This window comes from Xanthomonas euvesicatoria (assembly GCF_013112235.1).
GTDB classification, from domain to species: domain Bacteria; phylum Pseudomonadota; class Gammaproteobacteria; order Xanthomonadales; family Xanthomonadaceae; genus Xanthomonas; species Xanthomonas euvesicatoria.
This window is the reverse complement of the sequence record NZ_JABFFS010000001.1, coordinates 3,162,363-3,180,140: the sequence shown is the minus strand read 5'-3', so window position 1 is coordinate 3,180,140 and position 17,778 is coordinate 3,162,363. Positions and strand designations below refer to the sequence as shown.

The 17,778-nt window shown below is 64.6% G+C and carries 15 protein-coding genes, 1 tRNA gene and 1 pseudogene; 12 read left to right on the top strand and 5 right to left on the bottom strand.

From position 1 onward, the window contains the following. Positions 1–8: 8 nt before the first annotated feature. Together HLH45_RS13830 and HLH45_RS13825 are read right to left on the bottom strand one after the other, a co-directional pair. Positions 9–1,709 carry a ShlB/FhaC/HecB family hemolysin secretion/activation protein gene (locus tag HLH45_RS13830; RefSeq protein WP_008573340.1) on the bottom strand — a complete coding sequence of 567 codons (1,701 nt, stop codon included), beginning with the start codon at positions 1,707–1,709 and terminating at the stop codon, positions 9–11. 784 nt (positions 1,710–2,493) lie between these two features. Beyond that, on the bottom strand, positions 2,494–3,375 hold the full coding sequence (locus HLH45_RS13825) for an AraC family transcriptional regulator (protein ID WP_231503127.1): 882 nt from the start codon (positions 3,373–3,375) through the stop codon (positions 2,494–2,496). Between HLH45_RS13825 and HLH45_RS21805 the strand changes: the two are divergent. Next, positions 3,283–3,923: pseudogene (locus tag HLH45_RS21805) on the top strand (VOC family protein). The gene HLH45_RS13825 and the pseudogene HLH45_RS21805 overlap by 93 nt on opposite strands. 298 nt (positions 3,924–4,221) lie before the next feature. Next, positions 4,222–4,773 carry a CPBP family intramembrane glutamic endopeptidase gene (locus tag HLH45_RS13815; RefSeq protein WP_029819254.1) on the top strand — a complete coding sequence of 184 codons (552 nt, stop codon included), beginning with the start codon at positions 4,222–4,224 and terminating at the stop codon, positions 4,771–4,773. A gap of 280 nt (positions 4,774–5,053) precedes the next feature. Here the strand turns inward: HLH45_RS13815 and HLH45_RS13810 are convergent. After that, positions 5,054–5,130 (bottom strand) — tRNA-Arg (locus HLH45_RS13810). A gap of 131 nt (positions 5,131–5,261) precedes the next feature. On the opposite strand from HLH45_RS13810, the gene amaB reads away from it, so the two are divergent. The 8 genes from amaB to HLH45_RS13770 all read left to right on the top strand — a co-directional run bounded on the left by amaB (position 5,262) and on the right by HLH45_RS13770 (position 13,678). Further along, on the top strand, positions 5,262–6,794 hold the full coding sequence (gene amaB, locus HLH45_RS13805; RefSeq protein WP_008571240.1) for an L-piperidine-6-carboxylate dehydrogenase: 1,533 nt from the start codon (positions 5,262–5,264) through the stop codon (positions 6,792–6,794). Between the two features lie 494 nt (positions 6,795–7,288). Beyond that, entirely contained in the window at positions 7,289–7,573 is a 285-nt protein-coding gene (locus HLH45_RS13800) for a DUF4190 domain-containing protein (RefSeq protein ID WP_011347158.1), read from the top strand. A gap of 2 nt (positions 7,574–7,575) precedes the next feature. Continuing rightward, entirely contained in the window at positions 7,576–8,343 is a 768-nt protein-coding gene (locus tag HLH45_RS13795; protein ID WP_008571242.1) for a class I SAM-dependent methyltransferase, read from the top strand. 5 nt (positions 8,344–8,348) lie between these two features. Next, complete coding sequence (locus HLH45_RS13790; protein ID WP_005923429.1) at positions 8,349–9,404, top strand: quinone-dependent dihydroorotate dehydrogenase; 1,056 nt, start codon at positions 8,349–8,351, stop codon at positions 9,402–9,404. Continuing rightward, a complete protein-coding gene (gene murB / locus HLH45_RS13785; protein ID WP_008571243.1) occupies positions 9,401–10,453 on the top strand; it encodes a UDP-N-acetylmuramate dehydrogenase in 1,053 nt (350 codons plus the stop codon). Before HLH45_RS13790 ends, murB begins: the two co-directional genes overlap by 4 nt. Then, on the top strand, positions 10,447–11,358 hold the full coding sequence (locus HLH45_RS13780; RefSeq protein ID WP_033478411.1) for a DMT family transporter: 912 nt from the start codon (positions 10,447–10,449) through the stop codon (positions 11,356–11,358). Before murB ends, HLH45_RS13780 begins: the two co-directional genes overlap by 7 nt. 138 nt (positions 11,359–11,496) lie before the next feature. After that, positions 11,497–12,201 (top strand): aspartate/glutamate racemase family protein, encoded by a 705-nt coding sequence (locus tag HLH45_RS13775; RefSeq protein ID WP_033478412.1) that lies wholly within the window; start codon positions 11,497–11,499, stop codon positions 12,199–12,201. Between the two features lie 193 nt (positions 12,202–12,394). Beyond that, a complete protein-coding gene (locus tag HLH45_RS13770) occupies positions 12,395–13,678 on the top strand; it encodes an MFS transporter (RefSeq protein WP_008571246.1) in 1,284 nt (427 codons plus the stop codon). Here HLH45_RS13770 and HLH45_RS13765 read toward each other — a convergent pair. Together HLH45_RS13765 and ispG are read right to left on the bottom strand one after the other, a co-directional pair. Next, entirely contained in the window at positions 13,675–14,406 is a 732-nt protein-coding gene (locus HLH45_RS13765) for a phosphatase PAP2 family protein (protein WP_008571247.1), read from the bottom strand. The genes HLH45_RS13770 and HLH45_RS13765 overlap by 4 nt on opposite strands. After that, on the bottom strand, positions 14,387–15,652 hold the full coding sequence (gene ispG / locus HLH45_RS13760; RefSeq protein WP_008571248.1) for a flavodoxin-dependent (E)-4-hydroxy-3-methylbut-2-enyl-diphosphate synthase: 1,266 nt from the start codon (positions 15,650–15,652) through the stop codon (positions 14,387–14,389). Before ispG ends, HLH45_RS13765 begins: the two co-directional genes overlap by 20 nt. 323 nt (positions 15,653–15,975) lie before the next feature. Between ispG and HLH45_RS13755 the strand changes: the two genes are divergently transcribed. Together HLH45_RS13755 and HLH45_RS13750 are read left to right on the top strand one after the other, a co-directional pair. Next, positions 15,976–17,202: an ATP-binding protein gene (locus tag HLH45_RS13755; RefSeq protein WP_008571249.1), complete on the top strand. Its 1,227-nt coding sequence runs from the start codon at positions 15,976–15,978 to the stop codon at positions 17,200–17,202. After that, complete coding sequence (locus HLH45_RS13750) at positions 17,199–17,765, top strand: response regulator transcription factor (RefSeq protein WP_008571250.1); 567 nt, start codon at positions 17,199–17,201, stop codon at positions 17,763–17,765. The genes HLH45_RS13755 and HLH45_RS13750 overlap by 4 nt, the downstream gene beginning before the upstream one ends. Positions 17,766–17,778: the final 13 nt, after the last annotated feature.

Sequence of the window (17,778 nt, the reverse complement as noted above, 5' to 3'; positions counted from 1 at the left end):
GATCCGTGTCAGAACTGGTAGATCACACGCACGCCATAGGCCGGCTGCGCACTTGCAAATCCATCGGGGCGGTGGATCGCCCAACCGGCAAACGCATCGACGCTGGCACCGAACCAACCGCCACGCAGGCCCACCGCGCCGCCCACCAAACTGCGACCGCGCAGCCCGCTGGCGCTGGTGCCATCGATGCGGCCGGCGTCCAGGCCCAGATACGGGGTCAACCCAATCTGCTGCACTGGGAAACTCAAGGTATTGCGCCAATACGCGCCTTTTTCGGCGCCAAGCGTCGCTTCACCGTCGAAACCACGCACGCTGTAACGGCCACCAATGGTGACGAACTCGGAACCCAGTAGCAGTTCGCCGGCGGTCTGTGCACGCAGGCTGCTTTCCCACGCCATCGGCACGGGGCCCAGCTTGAACGGCAGCGCCGTGCTCACGTCCAGCGTGCTCACGGCATAGCGAAACGTCGGGAAGCCGATCTGCGGGTCGTAGCCGGTCCACTGGCTGTTGAACCACGGGGTGCCGCGCCGATGCGCCAGACGCATGTCCAGCTGCATCGCGCCCAGATAGCGCCGATGCGTGAAGTAGAACTCCGCGCTGCTGGTATCACGGCGCTGGATGCCGATCTCCACGCCATCCAGATAGCTGCGCGCACGCCGCCGGCCAATCACCACACCGGCCGAAGTCTTGCTGGTGCCGTCGCGATGCAGCACGCGCTGAATATCCAGCTGCGCATTGCTGGACTCGCCACTGGACTGGAAGGTCTGTAAAAAACCGTCTACGCGCTGGTGATAGCGGTACGACGATGCCGACAGCGCGAACGTCCACCATCCCCAAGGCAGGTTGTAACTCAGGCTGTTGCCGCGTGTGCCGCGTTCTTCGTCGCGCGTGGCCAGGTCATGGCTGTAGCCAATGCTGAGCAGATCGTTGAGCCCCAGTGGGTTATCCAGCGAAACGTCCAACCCACCTTGCACACGGCCGGTAGCCTCCACACCGGAATCGTCGGCGTTAGCCACACCGCGCCAGCGTCGCCCATGCTGCAGGGTGATCACCAGATCCGATTCGCCTGGTGCTTCGCCCGGGGCGATGTCGATCTTTGCGTCCTGCGACGGCAGACGCTTGAACTGCTCCACCGCCTGCTCGATGGCACGCAGATCCAGCAAGTCCCCCCTGCGGAGCGGCAATGCCGTTTTCCAGTGCGCGCCTTCGGTGTCGGACACCACGCGCACCTCGCGCAAGCGGCCGGGCAGCAGTTCCAAACGGAGTTCGCCACGCGACAGATCCTGTTCCGGAACGCCGATGCGCGTGGTGACCAATCCGCGTGCGACCAACTGATCCAAGGCGCGGCGCCGGATGATGTCGATGCCGGCACGCCCGATGCAGCGACCTTGGTAACGGCGCAGAGACTTCCATAACCACGCAAAGCGCGTTGCATCATCGCCTGCGCCCGACAGGCGCAAGCGGGTGATCGAAAAACACAGGTCTTCCTTGGGCAGCACGGTGCTGCGCGCGTCCACGCGGTCGGCGTCCTCGCGCGGGCCGGCAAAGGGCGCTTGGCGCTCCTGTTCCTGGCGATGCTGAATCTCCTCGGCCTGGCGCAATTGCTCCTGCCGATCCAGCGTTGTCGGTGCCGACTGTTGTGCAGCCGCCAGCCCGGCCACCGCCCACAGGCAAACCGCCAGCGCCAAGGGCGCCGATCGCATCCACATCTGTCATGCCCCCTGTGCGGCGGTCGCGATACTGCACGCCGTCACCCGCATCAGCGTGCCTGGCCACCAAAACGGCGGCGCCACCCTTGAGCACGCTGAGTGCGGTGCGACTGTGACGGAATGTTAAAAAACGGTCAATGCGTAGTGTCGGGGAAACCCTGTAAGAAAAACCCGAGCGTCAGTGTTTTGTGATGAAAATCACTAAAAAAACGGATCCATTGATTGTGAAGGCTCCGAGTTATGTCGTAAAAAGCCAGCACCTTTGGCCTCAACGTCTTCTATCGTGCCGCCAATTGGATGCGCTCTCGGATGTCCTGTGAGGCATATGAAGGACTACGCGCGTCGCCACTTGGTTGAATTTTGATGAAGTGGGCAATGCCGCATTGGATCTGAGGGATCAGCCGGCCTACTTTAGTTCGCTTCGTTCGCCGCATGCGTGGCCCAGGCGCATCGCGCTGAAGTTGGGCCTGCACTGAATCGTGCCTTCACACCGCTTACCCCATTCGCCTAGACCGAGCAACGACGCGGCCAGCAGATCTACACGGACGCCCCAGCCATCTACGAACAAGTCTTGCTTGCCAACCCGCGCGACCAAGGGGCCAGCACAATGCACAGCCTCATGCCCAGCGAGCTGGGCGTCGCGCCGCTTGCTGCAGATCAAGCGGCGGCAAAAACCGCTGGCCAGGCTTGAAAAGTGGTGAGGATGCGGCCGCTGGGACCGCTGTGAACTTCAAGAATTCACTTCTGAATCTGACTCACTAGAGCTGGGTGTCCCAGTCCGTTGTCATTGATCCCATCCGCCCGGCGCAGTTGGGACACGGATGGGAATTTGACATGCCAATTCGAAATGCTCGGCACCGTGCGCGTAAGGAAGACCCAACCATGCCTCGAACGCTGGCAGGTCTTTCGGCAGATATCCGCTGGCAGGCAGCCATGTATCGCGTAACCAACCAAACGCGCGCATTTCCAGCGCCAGTCCTCCCCGTATCACGACCTCGGCCACCTTCATGGGTGGAAATCGGAAAACGCCGATCTCACCGCAATGACGCCCATGCGTGACCTCCACCGCGACGTCGTACCGGCAATCCCCTGCAGATGCCAGACGAGGTTGATCCCAGAGGTAGCCCAACCACTGATGATGCTCGACGCCGGCGTCTCGTGCCCATGCCACCAAGCGCATGGCTGCTGCTTGGACGGAGCCTTCCTCAAAGGGGCGGTGCACGCGAAGGTACTGGACCGTGCGCTCCGGGAGATCGCGCAGCGTGACCGAAAATTCCTGTGCATCGTCTGCAGCACTACCACCGAGGCCCGATACACCTGCCAAGGTGTCGTCCAGCGCACGCCGACGGCCGGCCAGGCACGTCTCCAGATCCAGTTTTCTTGGAGAGCATCCAAAGTGTCTTCGGAAGTTCCTGGAAAAATCCGATAACGACGAAAATCCCCGACCCAACGCGATGTCTGTCAAAGGTTGACGATTGCCTTGGGAAATATCGCCCAGCGCATTTTCCAGCCGTCGGCGCAGCACGAATGCATGCGGGGTTTCGCCCATCACGGCGCGAAACATGCGCTGAAAATGGAACGGCGAAACACAAGCCGCACCTGCGATCAGAGACAGCGACAGCTGCCCGGCAAGGTTGACCTCGATGTAGTCCAGCGCACGGTTCACGCTCTGGACCACGGTAAGGGGCACCGTTTCGCTGATCGGCATGTGCGCAAGATCCGACAAGTGGCGGCAGTGACGATGCTATATCTTGATCCCGTGGGCAATGCATTTTCCATCAGGGTTGGCAGCGTTGCCTGCCATTCAATCCACTGACGAAGGCTGGCAAGGGATCAGACATGCACGGAGTGACAGGGATCGGCGGAATCATCATCAAATCCAAGGACGCGCCTGGATTGCAACGGTGGTACGCGGCGCAGCTGGGGATCGAGGTGCAAACGTGGGGAGGCACAGTGTTCGACACCAGCGCGGGTGTGGAAGGCGCTGAAAACGCATTGGCCTGGGCTGTTCAGGACGAAACAAGCGCCCAATTCGAGAACACCACCGCCCCGTTCATCGTGAATTACCGGGTCGACGACCTGGAGTCGCTGATTGCCAAGCTCAAAGCTGCGGGCTGCCGCGTGTCAGAGAAGATTGTGAAGTCCGAATTCGGCCTGTTTGCCTGGGTCATCGACCCGGACGGCAATAAAGCGGAATTGTGGCAAGCGATTTGAGAGCTGGCGAGATCACTGAAAAAAAAAAGATCGGAGTGCGCATCGATCTTGCATATACCAAGTCCGCGCTGAGACAAGTGCTGAAAAGTCATCGTGTCGTTTGGCACGGTCTTGCCGACCGACAGCTCGCTACTATCAAACGCCCGTGACGTATCCGGTCGACATGTCTCAATCAAAGTGGTCTGCTCTTGCTAGTCGCAATGCCCCGTCCGTTCTAAGCCATCCACTCGCCAGGCTGGCGATGATCTTCGTGGTGATGGCGCTCGCCTACTTCCCTTGGCTGCCCTTTCCTTGGCGCATGCCAGCGGTTGGCCTGATCGGGGCCGCACTTGTGTGGCAAGAGACCCGCAGCCGTTGGGCCTGCGGCCTGAGCTGGCAACGGTTTGGTCCAACAGTTGGGTGGACAGCTATCCTGGTGCTGCTGGTCACCGCTCTCATCACGCCAATCTTTCAGCCGCTCATCGACTACCTGACAGGCACGAAGACCGACTACAGCGCCTATGGCGCGCTTCGTCATAACGCACCGGCTGCACTGCAGCTAATCGGCTCTGCATGGATCAGCGCAGCCATCGGTGAGGAGTTGGTGTTTCGGGCATTTTTGATGCATCAACTGGAAGCCTTGTTCAAGCGCAGCAGTCTAGGTCGCCTCACCGCAGCCATTGTCGGAGGTGTCGTGTTTGGCGCCATGCATGCGAGCCAAGGCATCTCGGGAATCGCGCTGACGGGTATCGTCGGCGCAGCATTCGGCTATGCGTATCTGCGCTCTAACCGCAATCTGTTGGCGCTCATCCTGGCACACGGACTCGTCGATACCTGGGGCGTCACGACGCTCTATCTTGGGTGGTATTGACCGCCCCATGCGTTAATGCCCGCGCGGTAAATCAGGCTGCGGCACTGGAGCGTTCGATCATGTCCAACGGCTGCGACGTCGGGCTCGGTATTGCCATTCGTGCATGGCGGCATGGCCTATCAACTTCGAGCGAGCAAGCGCGGCAGCGGCGGCGCCCTCGACCAGAGCAGCACCTTGCCGGATACCGTGGCCCATCTGGGCGAGGCGAGATTGACTTGCTCGATGCCAGCCGACCGCTCCTACGAATGTGCTGCCATCTTGCGCATCAGCCATCGATTGCTGGTGACCCCGGCCCGATTCGAACGGGCGACCTTCCCCTTAGGAGGGGGACGCTCTATCCAGCTGAGCTACGGGGCCAAGGGCGGCATTGTCGCACGATCGTTGCGATTGCCAAGCCGGTAGGTGGCCGGCGGAGCCTGCTAAAATCGCCGGCTACCGTGTTGCGGATGGCTCGGCCACCGTGACCGCCACTGTTTCCAGGAGATCCCATGTCCGCTGACCTGCTCAAGGCGCTCGACCTCGCTGCGTCCAATTCCGGCACCTATCTTGGCGAGGCGACCTGGTCGCAGGCCGCCGGCGCCGGGGTGCTGCAGCCGCTCAATCCGACCACCAATGCGGTGATCGCCGAGGTGCAGGCCACCACGCCGGAAGACTACGAGCTGATCGTCCAGCGCGCGCAGGCAGCCTTCAAGGTGTGGCGTACCACGCCGGCGCCGCGTCGCGGTGAGGCCGTGCGCCTGTGCGGCGAGGCGCTGCGTGCGCACAAGGATGCGCTCGGTTCGCTGGTGGCGCTGGAAATGGGCAAGAGCAAGCCAGAAGGCGACGGCGAAGTGCAGGAGATGATCGACATCGCTGACTTTGCCGTGGGCCAGAGCCGCATGCTCTACGGCTACACCATGCATTCGGAGCGCCCCGGCCACCGCATGTACGAGCAGTACCAGCCGCTGGGGCTGGTGGGCATCATCAGCGCGTTCAACTTCCCGGTGGCGGTGTGGGCCTGGAATGCGTTTTTGGCGGCGATTTGCGGCGATATCTGCATCTGGAAGCCGTCCAACAAGACGCCGCTGACCGCGATCGCGACGATGAAGATCTGCAACGCGGCACTGAAGGACGCCGGCTTCCCGGACATCTTCTTCCTGATCAACGATGCCGGCACGGCGCTGTCGGAAAAGCTGGTCGAAGACACCCGCGTGCCGCTGATCAGCTTCACCGGTTCGACCCAGATTGGCCGCGTGGTGGCAGAGAAAGTCGCCCGTCGCCTGGGCCGCTGCCTGCTGGAATTGGGCGGCAACAACGCCATCATCCTGGACGAAACCGCCGATCTGAAGCTGGCCATCCCGGGCATCGTATTCGGTGCCGTCGGCACTGCCGGGCAGCGCTGCACCACCACGCGCCGCCTGATCGTGCACACTTCCATCTATGACACCGTGCTGGCGACGCTGGTCAAGGCGTACAAGCAGCTCGACAGCAAGATCGGCGACCCCACCGACCCGGCAAACCTGATGGGCCCGCTCAACAGCCAGGGCGCCGTTGCGCAGTTCCTGGACTCGATCGCCAAGGCCAAGGCGGCCGGCGGCACCGTCGAAGTGGGCGGCACGGCGATCGATCGCCCGGGCAACTTCGTGCTGCCGGCCATTGTCACGGGGCTGCAGAACAGCGACGCAGTGGTGCAGCACGAGACCTTCGCGCCGATCCTGTACGTGATGAAGTACAGCACGCTGGATGAGGCGATCGAGCTGCAGAACGGCGTGCCGCAGGGCCTGTCGTCGTCGATCTTCACCCAGAACCTCAAGGCCGCCGAGAAGTTCCTGTCGGCGGCAGGCAGCGACTGCGGTATCGCCAACGTCAACATCGGCACCTCGGGTGCGGAGATCGGTGGCGCGTTCGGCGGCGAGAAGGAAACCGGCGGCGGGCGCGAGTCTGGCTCGGATGCGTGGAAGGTGTATATGCGTCGTCAGACCAACACCATCAACTACTCCGATTCGCTGCCCCTGGCGCAGGGCATCAAGTTCGATCTTTGATCGAGATTGCATGGCGCGCCGGGCATATGCTCGGCGCGCCGCATGGTCGCAACGAGCCTGTTGCAGCGGCCCGCGCTGCGTAGCCGACGCACACAATCCGGTGGTTCTCGCCATCGCAGCGGCAGTGGCAGCCAGGAAGCGCCGGCGGCGGCAGGCGACGTTCGCCGATCCGGCTCTGTGCAACGTACGCCACCTCTGCACGGGGCGCAGCGTCCGCCGGCGATACAACGCAGGCGCCCCGTGGCACCGGCCCGGCTTGAACCCGCCGGGCCACATGGCGCCCGTTCGGCACCACCGACAGCCAGCGTCCGGCAGGACGCGTCTCGACGGGCATGACCACGCCCTACCCGCACGAGCAGCCATTTCAGCCGCTCCCGCCCGCAAAACCAGCCCCGCAACGACGTTTGGCCGCAAACGGCACGCCTTTTGCCCGGCGGCTCTGGGATAATCATGCGACGCCAGCCTTCGGCTGCCCGCCTTTCAAGGAGTTCATGATGAACGTTGTCGTTCGACAGACCAGCGCCATGGCGATCGTCAGCCTGGTTGCGGGCATTCTCGGCTGGACGCTGATCCCGTTCCTGGGCAGCATCTGCGCCATCATTACCGGGCATCTGGCCCGCGCGGAAATCCGCCGCAATCCCCAGGGTCTGGACGGCGACGGCCTGGCCATCGGCGGCCTCATCATGGGCTGGCTGGCGGTGGCGCTCTGGGTGGTGGGAATCGCGTTTTTCCTGCTGTTCTTTGGCGGCATGGCCTGGCTTGCGGCCGCCAACAGTTGAGCATGGCCACGCCCTCCTCCGCCCAGCGCTTCAACGACCGCGTAGCGGCCTATGTGCGCTACCGGCCCAGTTACCCGCCGCAGCTGCTGCGTTGGCTGCATGACGAACTGGGCGTGACGCCCGCAACGGCAGTGGCCGACATCGGCGCCGGCACCGGCATTTCCAGCCGCCTGTTTCTGGAAGCCGGGCATGCGGTGACGGCGGTGGAGCCCAACCAGGCCATGCGTGACGCGGCGCTGCAGTGGTTGGCGGAATTTCCCAAGTTTCAGGCGATCGACGGCACCGCCGAAGCCACCGGGCTGGCCGATGCCAGCGTGGGCCTGGTGTCTGCGGCGCAGGCCTTCCACTGGTTCGACATGCAGGCCGTGCACGCCGAATGGGCGCGCATCCTGCAGCCCGGCGGGCTGGCGGTGGTGTACTGGAATTCGCGCGAACTGGACAGCACCGCGTTCCTGCGCGGCTACGAGCAGTTGCTGCTGGATTACGGCACCGACTATTCCGCAGTGGCCGAGCGGTATCAGGACGATGCCACCATGCAAGCGTGGTTCGGCGATGGCTTCTGCGCGATGGCGCGCTTTCCGAATGTGCAGCGGCTGGACTTCGAGAGCTTGCGCGGCCGCCTGCTGTCGTCCTCGTACGCCCCGCTTGCGCACGACCCACGGCATGCCCCGATGCTCGCCGCACTCCGCACGTTGTTCGATGCGTATGCCCACGATGGGCTGATCGACTTCCAATACCAAACCCGCGTGTTCGCCGGGAGATTGAACTGACCCGCATGTATTCGCTTGCCCGCCCCTTCCTGTTTTCCCTGGATGCCGAGCGCGCCCACGCGCTGGCGTTGCGCTCCATCGACACCGCCTACCGCACCGGCACCACGGCATTGCTGGCCAGGCGCCCGGTGCCGCTGCCCACTCCGGCCTTCGGCCTGATGTTCCCCAACCCGGTCGGGCTGGGTGCCGGGCTGGACAAGAACGGCGAGCACATCGATGCGTTGTTTGCGCTAGGCTTCGGCTTTGTCGAGATCGGCACGGTGACGCCGCGCGCGCAGGAGGGCAACCCGAAGCCACGCATGTTCCGATTGCCGGAATACCAGGCGGTGATCAACCGCATGGGCTTCAACAATCTGGGCGTGGATGCGCTGGTGGCCAACGTGCAGCGCGCACGCCGCACGGGAGGCCTGCTCGGCATCAACATCGGCAAGAACAAGGACACGCCCAACGAGGAGGCCACCAGTGACTACCGTTACTGCATGGAGCGCGTGTATCCGCTGGCCGACTACATCACGGTCAACATCTCCTCGCCCAATACTGCAGGCTTGCGCGAGTTGCAGGAAGAACAATCGCTGCGCCGCCTGATTTCCGACTTGCGCGAAACCCAGGAAGCGCTAAGCGCGCAACACGGCAAACGGGTGCCGATGCTGGTCAAGGTGGCGCCGGACCTCAACGACCGCGACATCGATGCCGCCGCACGCGTGCTGGCCGACCTGGCAGTGGATGGCGTGATCGCCACCAACACCACGGTGACGCGCACGCTGGTGGCCAATCACCCGCTGGCTGCCGAAGCCGGCGGTCTGTCCGGCGCGCCGCTGCTGGGGCAATCCACGTTGGTGCTGCGGCGCCTGCGCGCGCGCCTGCCCGAATCGATTCCGTTGATTGGCGTGGGCGGCATCAACTCCGGCGCCGATGCGGTGGCCAAGATGGCAGCCGGTGCGAGCCTGGTGCAGTGCTACAGCGGGTTGGTGTACCGCGGCCCGCAGCTCATCGGCGAATGCGTCAACGCCATCCGACGCCGTCGCGAAGCACCCAGCGGCGGTGCGGTGTCGCCGTTATGAGCGATGCAGTGCACACAGGCTGGCAGCTGAGTGAACAGGCGCCGCTGCGCGCGCTCAACACCTTCCATGTGGAGGCCACCGCGCGCTGGTTGCTCAACGTCCACGCGCCCGAGGCATTGCCGCAGGCATTGGCCGCGCCCGAGATCGCCGGACAACCGTTGCTGGTGCTGGGCAGCGGCAGCAATGTCCTGCTGGCCGGCGATCCGCCCGGCTGCGTGCTGTGCTTCGACAACCGCCAGACGTCCATCATCGCGCACCGTGCCGACCACGCCATCGTGCGGGCCGGCGCCGGCGTGAACTGGCATGCGCTGGTGCTGTACTCGCTGCAGCAGGGCTTGTCGGGGCTGGAAAATCTGGCACTGATTCCGGGCACCGTGGGCGCCTGCCCGATCCAGAACATCGGCGCGTACGGCGCGCAGGTGGGCGACTTCATCCACGTGGTGGAAGCCTTCGACCGGCATAGCCAGCAGTTCGTGCGGCTGGATGCGGCCGACTGCGCGTTCGGCTACCGCGACAGCGTGTTCAAGCAGCAGCCCGAGCGTTATCTGATCGTGGCGGTGGAATTCAATCTACCGCTGCTGCACGAACTGCGACTGGACTACGCCGGCATTCGCGAGGAACTGGCGCGCATGGGCGCCGAACTGGCGGGCGCGGCCGATGTGGCGCAGGCGGTGATCAACATCCGGCGCCGCAAGTTGCCGGACCCGGATGTGCTGGGCAATGCGGGCAGCTTCTTCAAGAACCCATTGCTGCCGAGCGAACAGATTGCCGCCTTGCAGGCCAGCTTTGCCGACATGCCGGTGTATCCGGGCGAGCATGCCGGCCAGGGCAAATTGTCGGCCGCCTGGCTGATCGAGCAATGCGGCTGGAAGGGCAGGCGCGAGGGCGATGCCGGCGTGTCGCCCGAGCATGCGCTGGTGCTGGTCAATTACGGCACCGCCACGGGCGCGCAGTTGCTGGATTTCGCGCGGCGCATTGCCGAGTCGGTGCGCGAGCGCTATTCGGTGATCCTGGAACCGGAACCGCGCATCATCGGGGCGCATTGGTGACCCCAGCACAGGTATCGCGGCGAGCCGCGCTGTGGATGCTCACCAGTACCTTCGCCTTCGGGTTGATGGCAATCACCATCCGCCTGGCCTCGAGCACGATTGCGACGACCGAGATCGCATTTTTCCGCAATGCGTTCGGGTTGCTGGCGTTGTTGCCGTTGATCGTGCGGCCGGGCAAGCCGCTGCCGCGCACGCGACAATTGCCGCAGTATTTCGCCCGCACCTTGATCGGCCTGGCCTCGATGCTGTGCGGGTTTTGGGCGATCGGCCATCTGCCCCTGTCGCAGGCCATCTCGCTCTCCTACTCCACGCCCTTATTCGTCACCGTGTTGGCCGTGGTGTGGCTGCATGAGCAGGTCCGGCTGCGGCGCTGGCTGGCGGTGGCGGCGGGTTTTATCGGCGTCCTGGTGATCCTGCGACCAGGCTCGTCCACGTTCACGCCCGGCTTGCTGATTGCGCTGTTGGCTGCGGTCATCAGCGCCATCGTCGCGATCCAGATCAAACAGCTCTCGCGCAGCGACGACTCCGACACGGTGGTCTTCTACACCTACGTGTTCTGGGTGCCGATGTCGCTGATTCCGGCGCTGTTCCAATGGAACTGGCCGCAGGGCATCGGCTGGGTATGGCTGGTGGCCACCGGCATCTTCGGCACCGCCGGACAGTTGTTCTGGACGCGCGCACTCAAGCTGGGCGAAGTCTCTGCGTTGCAGCCGATCAGTTTCATGCAACTGCCTTTGGTGGCGTTGCTGGGTTGGTGGCTGTTCGGCGAGGCGATCGAACGCCATACCGTGGTCGGTGCGGTCATCATCATCGGCGCCAACGTCTATATCGCCCATCGCGAAACGGTGCTGGCGCGTCGCGCCGCTACGCATGCACCAGTGGAAGGCGCCAAGCCTGGCGAGTGAACCGGCATCCCGACCTGCCTGGGCATAATCGCGAATACATCTGGTCCGGACGCCGACATACACTCCAGTCCCATGCGCAGCGCACGCTGCGTGGCGTAGCTCTGGCAACCTCATCCGCTGTCGTGTCATGGAGTTCGCATGCCGGTTCCAAGCAAGACAATCGGTTTGATCGGTGGAATGAGCTGGGAATCCACGCTGCCCTACTACCGCATCATCAATCAGCGCGTCCGCCATGCATGCGGCGGCCTGCATTCGGCGAAGCTGCTGCTGTATAGCGTCAATTTCCACGAGATCGAGCGACTGCAGCACACCGGCGATTGGGATGGCGCTGGCCAGGCGATGGCAGCAGCCGCGCGTGCGTTGCAGGCAGCAGGCGCCGACTTCATCGTGCTGTGCACCAACACCATGCACTGCGTTGCCGACGCGATTACCGCCGCGACGCCACTGCCGCTGCTGCATATCGCCGATGCCACCGCCGACGCGCTGGTCGCAGCGGGCATCAGCCGGGTCGGATTGCTCGGCACGCGCTTCACCATGGAGCAGCCGTTCTATCGCCAGCGCCTGCAGGCACGCGGCCTGGACGTGCTGGTGCCGCCGGCGGAGGCACGCGCACAACTGCATCGCGTGATCTACGACGAACTCTGCCAGGGTGTGATCAAGCCCGAATCGCGCGAATACTTCTGCAAAGTCATGGGCGAGCTCGGCCAGCACGGTGCGCAGGCGATCATCCTGGGCTGCACCGAGATTTCGCTGCTGGTGGACAGCACCGATGCACAGTTGCCGTTGTTCGACACCACCGCACTGCACGCCGAGGCAGCGGCGCTCGCGAGCGTATCCGGCTGATGCGCAGCGAACGCCCGAACGCGCGCGGTAACCGAAGCCCGCAGGCGTGTTTGCGCCAGGCCTGATGGGTGCCATCGGCAATTGATTGGCGAAACGGCGTAGCGACGGCCCCGCCCGGCAGCTAGCATTGCCTGCTCGGCGCATCAGCAGGCTTCAATGGCAATGCGCGCCACCCGCGACAGGATGCGACTGCATGACCACCCATGCCCCACCGACGCAGCTCACCCGCAGCGATTACAGAACCCTGGGCTTGTCCGCGCTGGGCGGCGCGCTGGAGTTCTACGACTTCATCATCTTCATTTTTTTCGCGAAGGTGCTGGGCGAGCTGTTCTTTCCGCCCGGCATTCCGGAGTGGACGCGGCAACTGCAGACATTCGGCATCTTTGCGGCCGGCTACCTGATCCGGCCGTTGGGCGGCATTGTGATGGCGCATTTTGGCGATCTGCTTGGTCGCAAGCGCATGTTCGCGCTGAGCATCGGATTGATGGCGCTGCCCACACTGGCCATCGGCGTGCTGCCGACCTACGCGCAGATCGGCCTGGCCGCGCCGCTGCTGCTGTTGACGATGCGCCTGCTGCAGGGCGCAGCCATCGGTGGCGAAGTGCCCAGTGCGTGGGTGTTCGTGGCAGAGCACGTCCCCGCGCGGCGCACAGGGCTGGCCTGCGGCACCTTGACCGCTGGCCTGGCTGCCGGCGTGCTGCTTGGTTCGCTGAGTGCCGGCGCACTGAATCGTGCGTTTTCTCCGGAGGAAATCGCCGAGTACGCCTGGCGCCTGCCGTTTTTGGCCGGCGGCATCTTCGGCCTGCTGTCGGTGTACCTGCGGCGATGGCTGCATGAAACGCCGGTGTTCGCCGAACTGGTCGCCATGCGCGCGTTGGCGCGCGAGACGCCACTGAAGGTGGTGCTGCGCGATCACCCGCGCAGTCTGGCAATGTCGCTCTGGCTGACCTGGGTGATCGCCGTTGCAGTGCTGGTGGTGTCGCTGATGACACCCGCGCTGCTGCAGAGTGCGTACGGCTATCCGGCACCGGTGGCATTGCAGGCCAATCTTCTGGCAGTGCTGCTGCAGGCGATCGGCTCGGTAGTGGCCGGGGCACTCTCGGACCGTTGGGGCAACGGGCGTGTGCTGCTGGCCGGCAGCGTGCTTCTGGGTATCAGCGCATGGCTGTTCTACCGCTTTGCGGGCGACCCGCGCCTGCTGTTTCCGCTCTATGCCCTGCTCGGCGCTGCGCTGGGCGTGCTGGGTGCGATTCCGCGCGTGATGGTCGAGGCGTTTCCACCGGTGGTTCGGCTATCCGGCGTGTCGTTCGCCTACAACCTGGGCTATGCCGTATTCGGCGGCCTGACTCCGCTGCTGGTGGTGATGCTGCTCAAGCAGCACCCGATGGGGCCGGCGTACTACGTCATCTTGCTGGCTTCCATCGGCGCCATGGTTGGCGCCCGGTTATCGCAACGGGAGCGGATCGGCCGCGGTTAATCGGCAAACGGCACGCGCCCGGGCTGCTCCGCCACCGCTCCAGCCGGCGTGCGCCAATGCGGCCGCCGCGCGCCGCGGAACATCACCAGATACAGCCCGACCACCCATACCAGCGCGGCCGACCAGCCGCCCAGGATGTCGGACGGGTAATGCACGCCCAGGTAGATGCGCGAGATGCCCACCAGCAGCGCGAACACGCTGGCGACAATTGTCACCGGCCAGCGCCAGCGCGTGTTCCAGGCCAGCGCGATGACCACCGCTGCCAATGTCATCGAGCCCATCGCGTGGCCGCTGGGAAAACTGAACGTGCTCTCCGGCGCGATCGATTCCCACAAGCTGGGGCGGTCGCGCTGGAAAAACTGCTTGGCGCCCATGTTCAACAGCGCCGAGCCGCCGAATCCCAGCGCGGCAAACGTGCCCTCGCGCCAGCGCTGCAAGACCAGCAACACCAGCACGATGGCGATATCGGCCGGAATCACGCCGTACTGGTAGCCCGCCTTGGAGATCGCACCAAAGAACGCATCCAGGCCGGGCGTGGCGATGCTGCGCATGCTCCACAGCAGCGGCTCGTCGAAGTAGACATTTTCCAGCGCGTGGACCTCATCGGCCAGGTCCACGAACAGCCCGAGCGGCAGCAGCACCCCGGCAAACAGCAACGCCATGCGCCACGCATTGCTACGCAACCATCCCTTGAACCCGGCCGGCGATTCAGCCGGCGCGGCGGACATAGGTACGTTCGACGTATTGATCGATCAATTCAATGAATTCGTAGGCGATGTTTTCGCCGCGCAAGGTGACGCTCTTTTCGCCATCGATGAACACCGGTGCCGATGGTGCCTCGCCCGTACCCGGCAGCGAAATCCCGATATTGGCGTGGCGCGATTCGCCCGGCCCGTTGACCACGCAGCCCATCACCGCCAGGGTCATGTTTTCGGCGCCGGGGTTGGTGATCTTCCATTCCGGCATCTTGGCGCGCACATGGTTCTGCACCACGCCGGCCAGCTCCTGGAAGAACTCGGAGGTGGTGCGGCCGCAACCCGGGCAGGCGGTAACCATCGGGGTAAACGCACGCTGGCCGGTGGTCTGCAGCAGTTCCTGCGCGACGATCACTTCCTGGGTGCGCGACTGCCCAGGCTCGGGGGTCAGCGAAATGCGGATGGTGTCGCCGATGCCTTCCTGCAGCAGCACGCTCAGTGCCGCCGCCGAGGCCACGATGCCCTTGCTGCCGATACCGGCCTCGGTCAGGCCAAGATGCAGCGCGAAATCGCAGCGGCTGGCCATGTCGCGGTACACCGCGATCAGCTCCTGCACGCCGGACACCTTGGCCGACAGGATGATGCGCTCGCGCGGCAGGCCCAGCTCCACCGCACGCTCGGCCGAATCCACCGCCGAGCGGATCAGCGCCTCGCGCAGCACCCGGCCGGCGTCCCACGGGGTGTCGCGTTGCGAATTTTCGTCCATCAGCTGCGCTGCCAGCGACTGGTCCAGCGAGCCCCAGTTGGCACCAATGCGCACCGGCTTGCCGTACTTGATGGCGAACTCGATCAATTGACCGAACTGCAGATCCTTCTTCTTGCCGAACCCGACATTGCCCGGATTGATGCGGTACTTGGCCAGTGCCTCGGCACAGGCCGGCTCGGCAGCGAGCAGTTGATGGCCGTTGTAATGGAAGTCGCCGATCAAGGGCACTTCGATGCCCATCATGCGCAGCTTGTCGACGATGCGCGGAATGGCGGCAGCGGACTCGGCATTGTTGACGGTCAGGCGCACCATTTCCGAGCCGGCGCGCCACAGATCGGCGACCTGCTTGACGCTGCCGGCGATGTCGGCGGTGTCGGTGTTGGTCATCGACTGGACGACGACCGGATGGCCCCCGCCCACGGTCACGCTGCCGATCTTGACGGCCTGGGTGATGCGACGCGGCCAGGCGGTGGCGTCGGCGGGAGGGGTTGGGCGGGTCACGGCGTCATGCATCGCGCTATTTTAGCCTGTCCGCCGTGCGCTCACAGCTGAAGCGAGAGGCGCACCGATCTCTAGAGCGTGTGATGTACGTTGAGGTGAGTGCGAAGCGTCCGGTGGCGCGTCGAGACAGGGCGTGCGCTGCGGCCCAGGATGGACGCCTGGGCAAGGCGCGCAACGCGGTATCGGCGCGCCACAGGACGCTTCCCGGAGGGTTGGCCGCCAGCGGAACGCAGCGGGCGGCCAACGCATCTCATCTCAACGTGCATCACACGCTCCAGGCCGATGCGACGGTTTGTCGCAGGCCACCATCTTCCCAAGCGCATAGCATTGCCGTGATGAACAGCTCCGACGCTTCCTTCCTGCGGACCCTCTGCAGCCTGCGCTGGCTGGCCACCGCCGGCCAGGCCGCCACCATCCTGGTCGCCACCGGGCTGATGGGCCTGAACCTGCCGCAGCAACCCCTATGGGCCGGCGTAGCCGCGTTGGCGGTCTTCAACCTGTATGCGCAGCTGCGTGTGGCGCACCGCGGCGCGGTGAGCCCGGCCACCGAGTTCGGCCACATCCTGGTCGACGTGACGGTCCTGACCTGGATGGTGGGCTGGAGCGGTGGCATCGCCAACCCGTTCGGTTCGTTGTTCCTGGTGCTGATTGCGCTGGCCGCATTGGCGCTGCCGCTGAGCTGGGCGATGGCGGTGGCGGCATCGTGCGTGGCCGGCTATGTGATCAGCGCAGCGTTCGGGCTGCCGCTGCCCTATGGCGGCTTCGACCCGCTCAGCCTGCACATGTGGGGCATGGCGGCCAACTTCCTGCTGTCCACCGTGGTGGTGCTGGCGTTCGCGACACGGCTGGCTTTTTCGATGCGCGAGCGCGAACGCGAGATCTCCACCTTGCGTGAGCGCTTTGCGCGCAACGAAGGCATCGTGGCGCTGGCCACGCACGCGGCATCGGTGGCGCACGAATTGAACACGCCGCTGGCCACCATGACCCTGCTGGTGGACGACATCGCCGACCAGTGCGAGCAAGGCGAATTGCGCGAAGACCTGGATACCTTGCGCGAGCTGCTGGTGCAGTGCCACGAACGCGTCCTGGCCTTGGCGGCACCTGCCGACAACGGCCATCTGAGCCGCGAGGTGGCCGTGAAAGAAGTGCTGGAACAATGGCGCCTGGTGCGCCCCACCATCGAACTGCGCCGCAACGAGGACGCGCCCATGCGCCTGATGCTGCAGCCTGGCGTCAGCCACCTGCTGATGGTGTTGCTCAACAACGCCGCCGATGCCGGCGAACGTGTCGGGCGCCCGCAGATCGATCTGACGCTGCGGGTGGAACACGACCATCTCAGCGGCGAAGTACGCGACTACGGACCCGGCTTCGACACCGCGCAAGCGATGCTGCCGGGCACGCTGTTCAATAGCGGCAAGCACGACGGCATGGGCGTGGGGTTGGCGCTCTCGCATGCCACTGTCGAACGCCTGCAGGGCGAGTTGTGGATGCTGCCCGCCGAAGGCAGCGGCGCGCGCGTCGGTTTCCGTCTGCCCCTCTCCGACCACGAGGCACTCGCATGACAAGTCCCCCGATTCGTACCGGCCTGCTGGTCGACGACGACACCTTGTACCTGCGCACGCTGCAACGCAGCCTTGCACGCCGCGGCGTGGAAACGCTCACCGCCACCGATGCGGCCAGCGCGTTGTCCACGGCACGCAGCGCGTTGCCGGACTTTGCGTTGATCGATCTCAAGCTTGGCCACGATTCCGGTTTGAGCCTGATTCAGCCGCTGCGCGAGATCCGCACCGACATGCGCATCCTGCTGGTCACCGGTTACGCCAGCATCGCCACGGCGGTGGAGGCGATCAAACTCGGCGCCGATGACTACCTGCCCAAGCCGGCCAATATTCCCACCATCATGCGCGCGCTGGGCGAAGAGGATGACGAGTTGCCAGAGCCGGACGAAGAAGAAAGCGCGCAGGAAATGATGACGCCGCTCAGCCGCTTGCAGTGGGAGCACATCCAGCAGGCGCTGCACGAAACCGGCGGCAACGTGTCGGCGGCCGCGCGGCTGCTGGGCATGCATCGCCGATCGCTGCAGCGCAAGCTGACCAAGCGCCCGAGCCCGGGGCCGTTACGCTAGCCGTCCCGCCCTG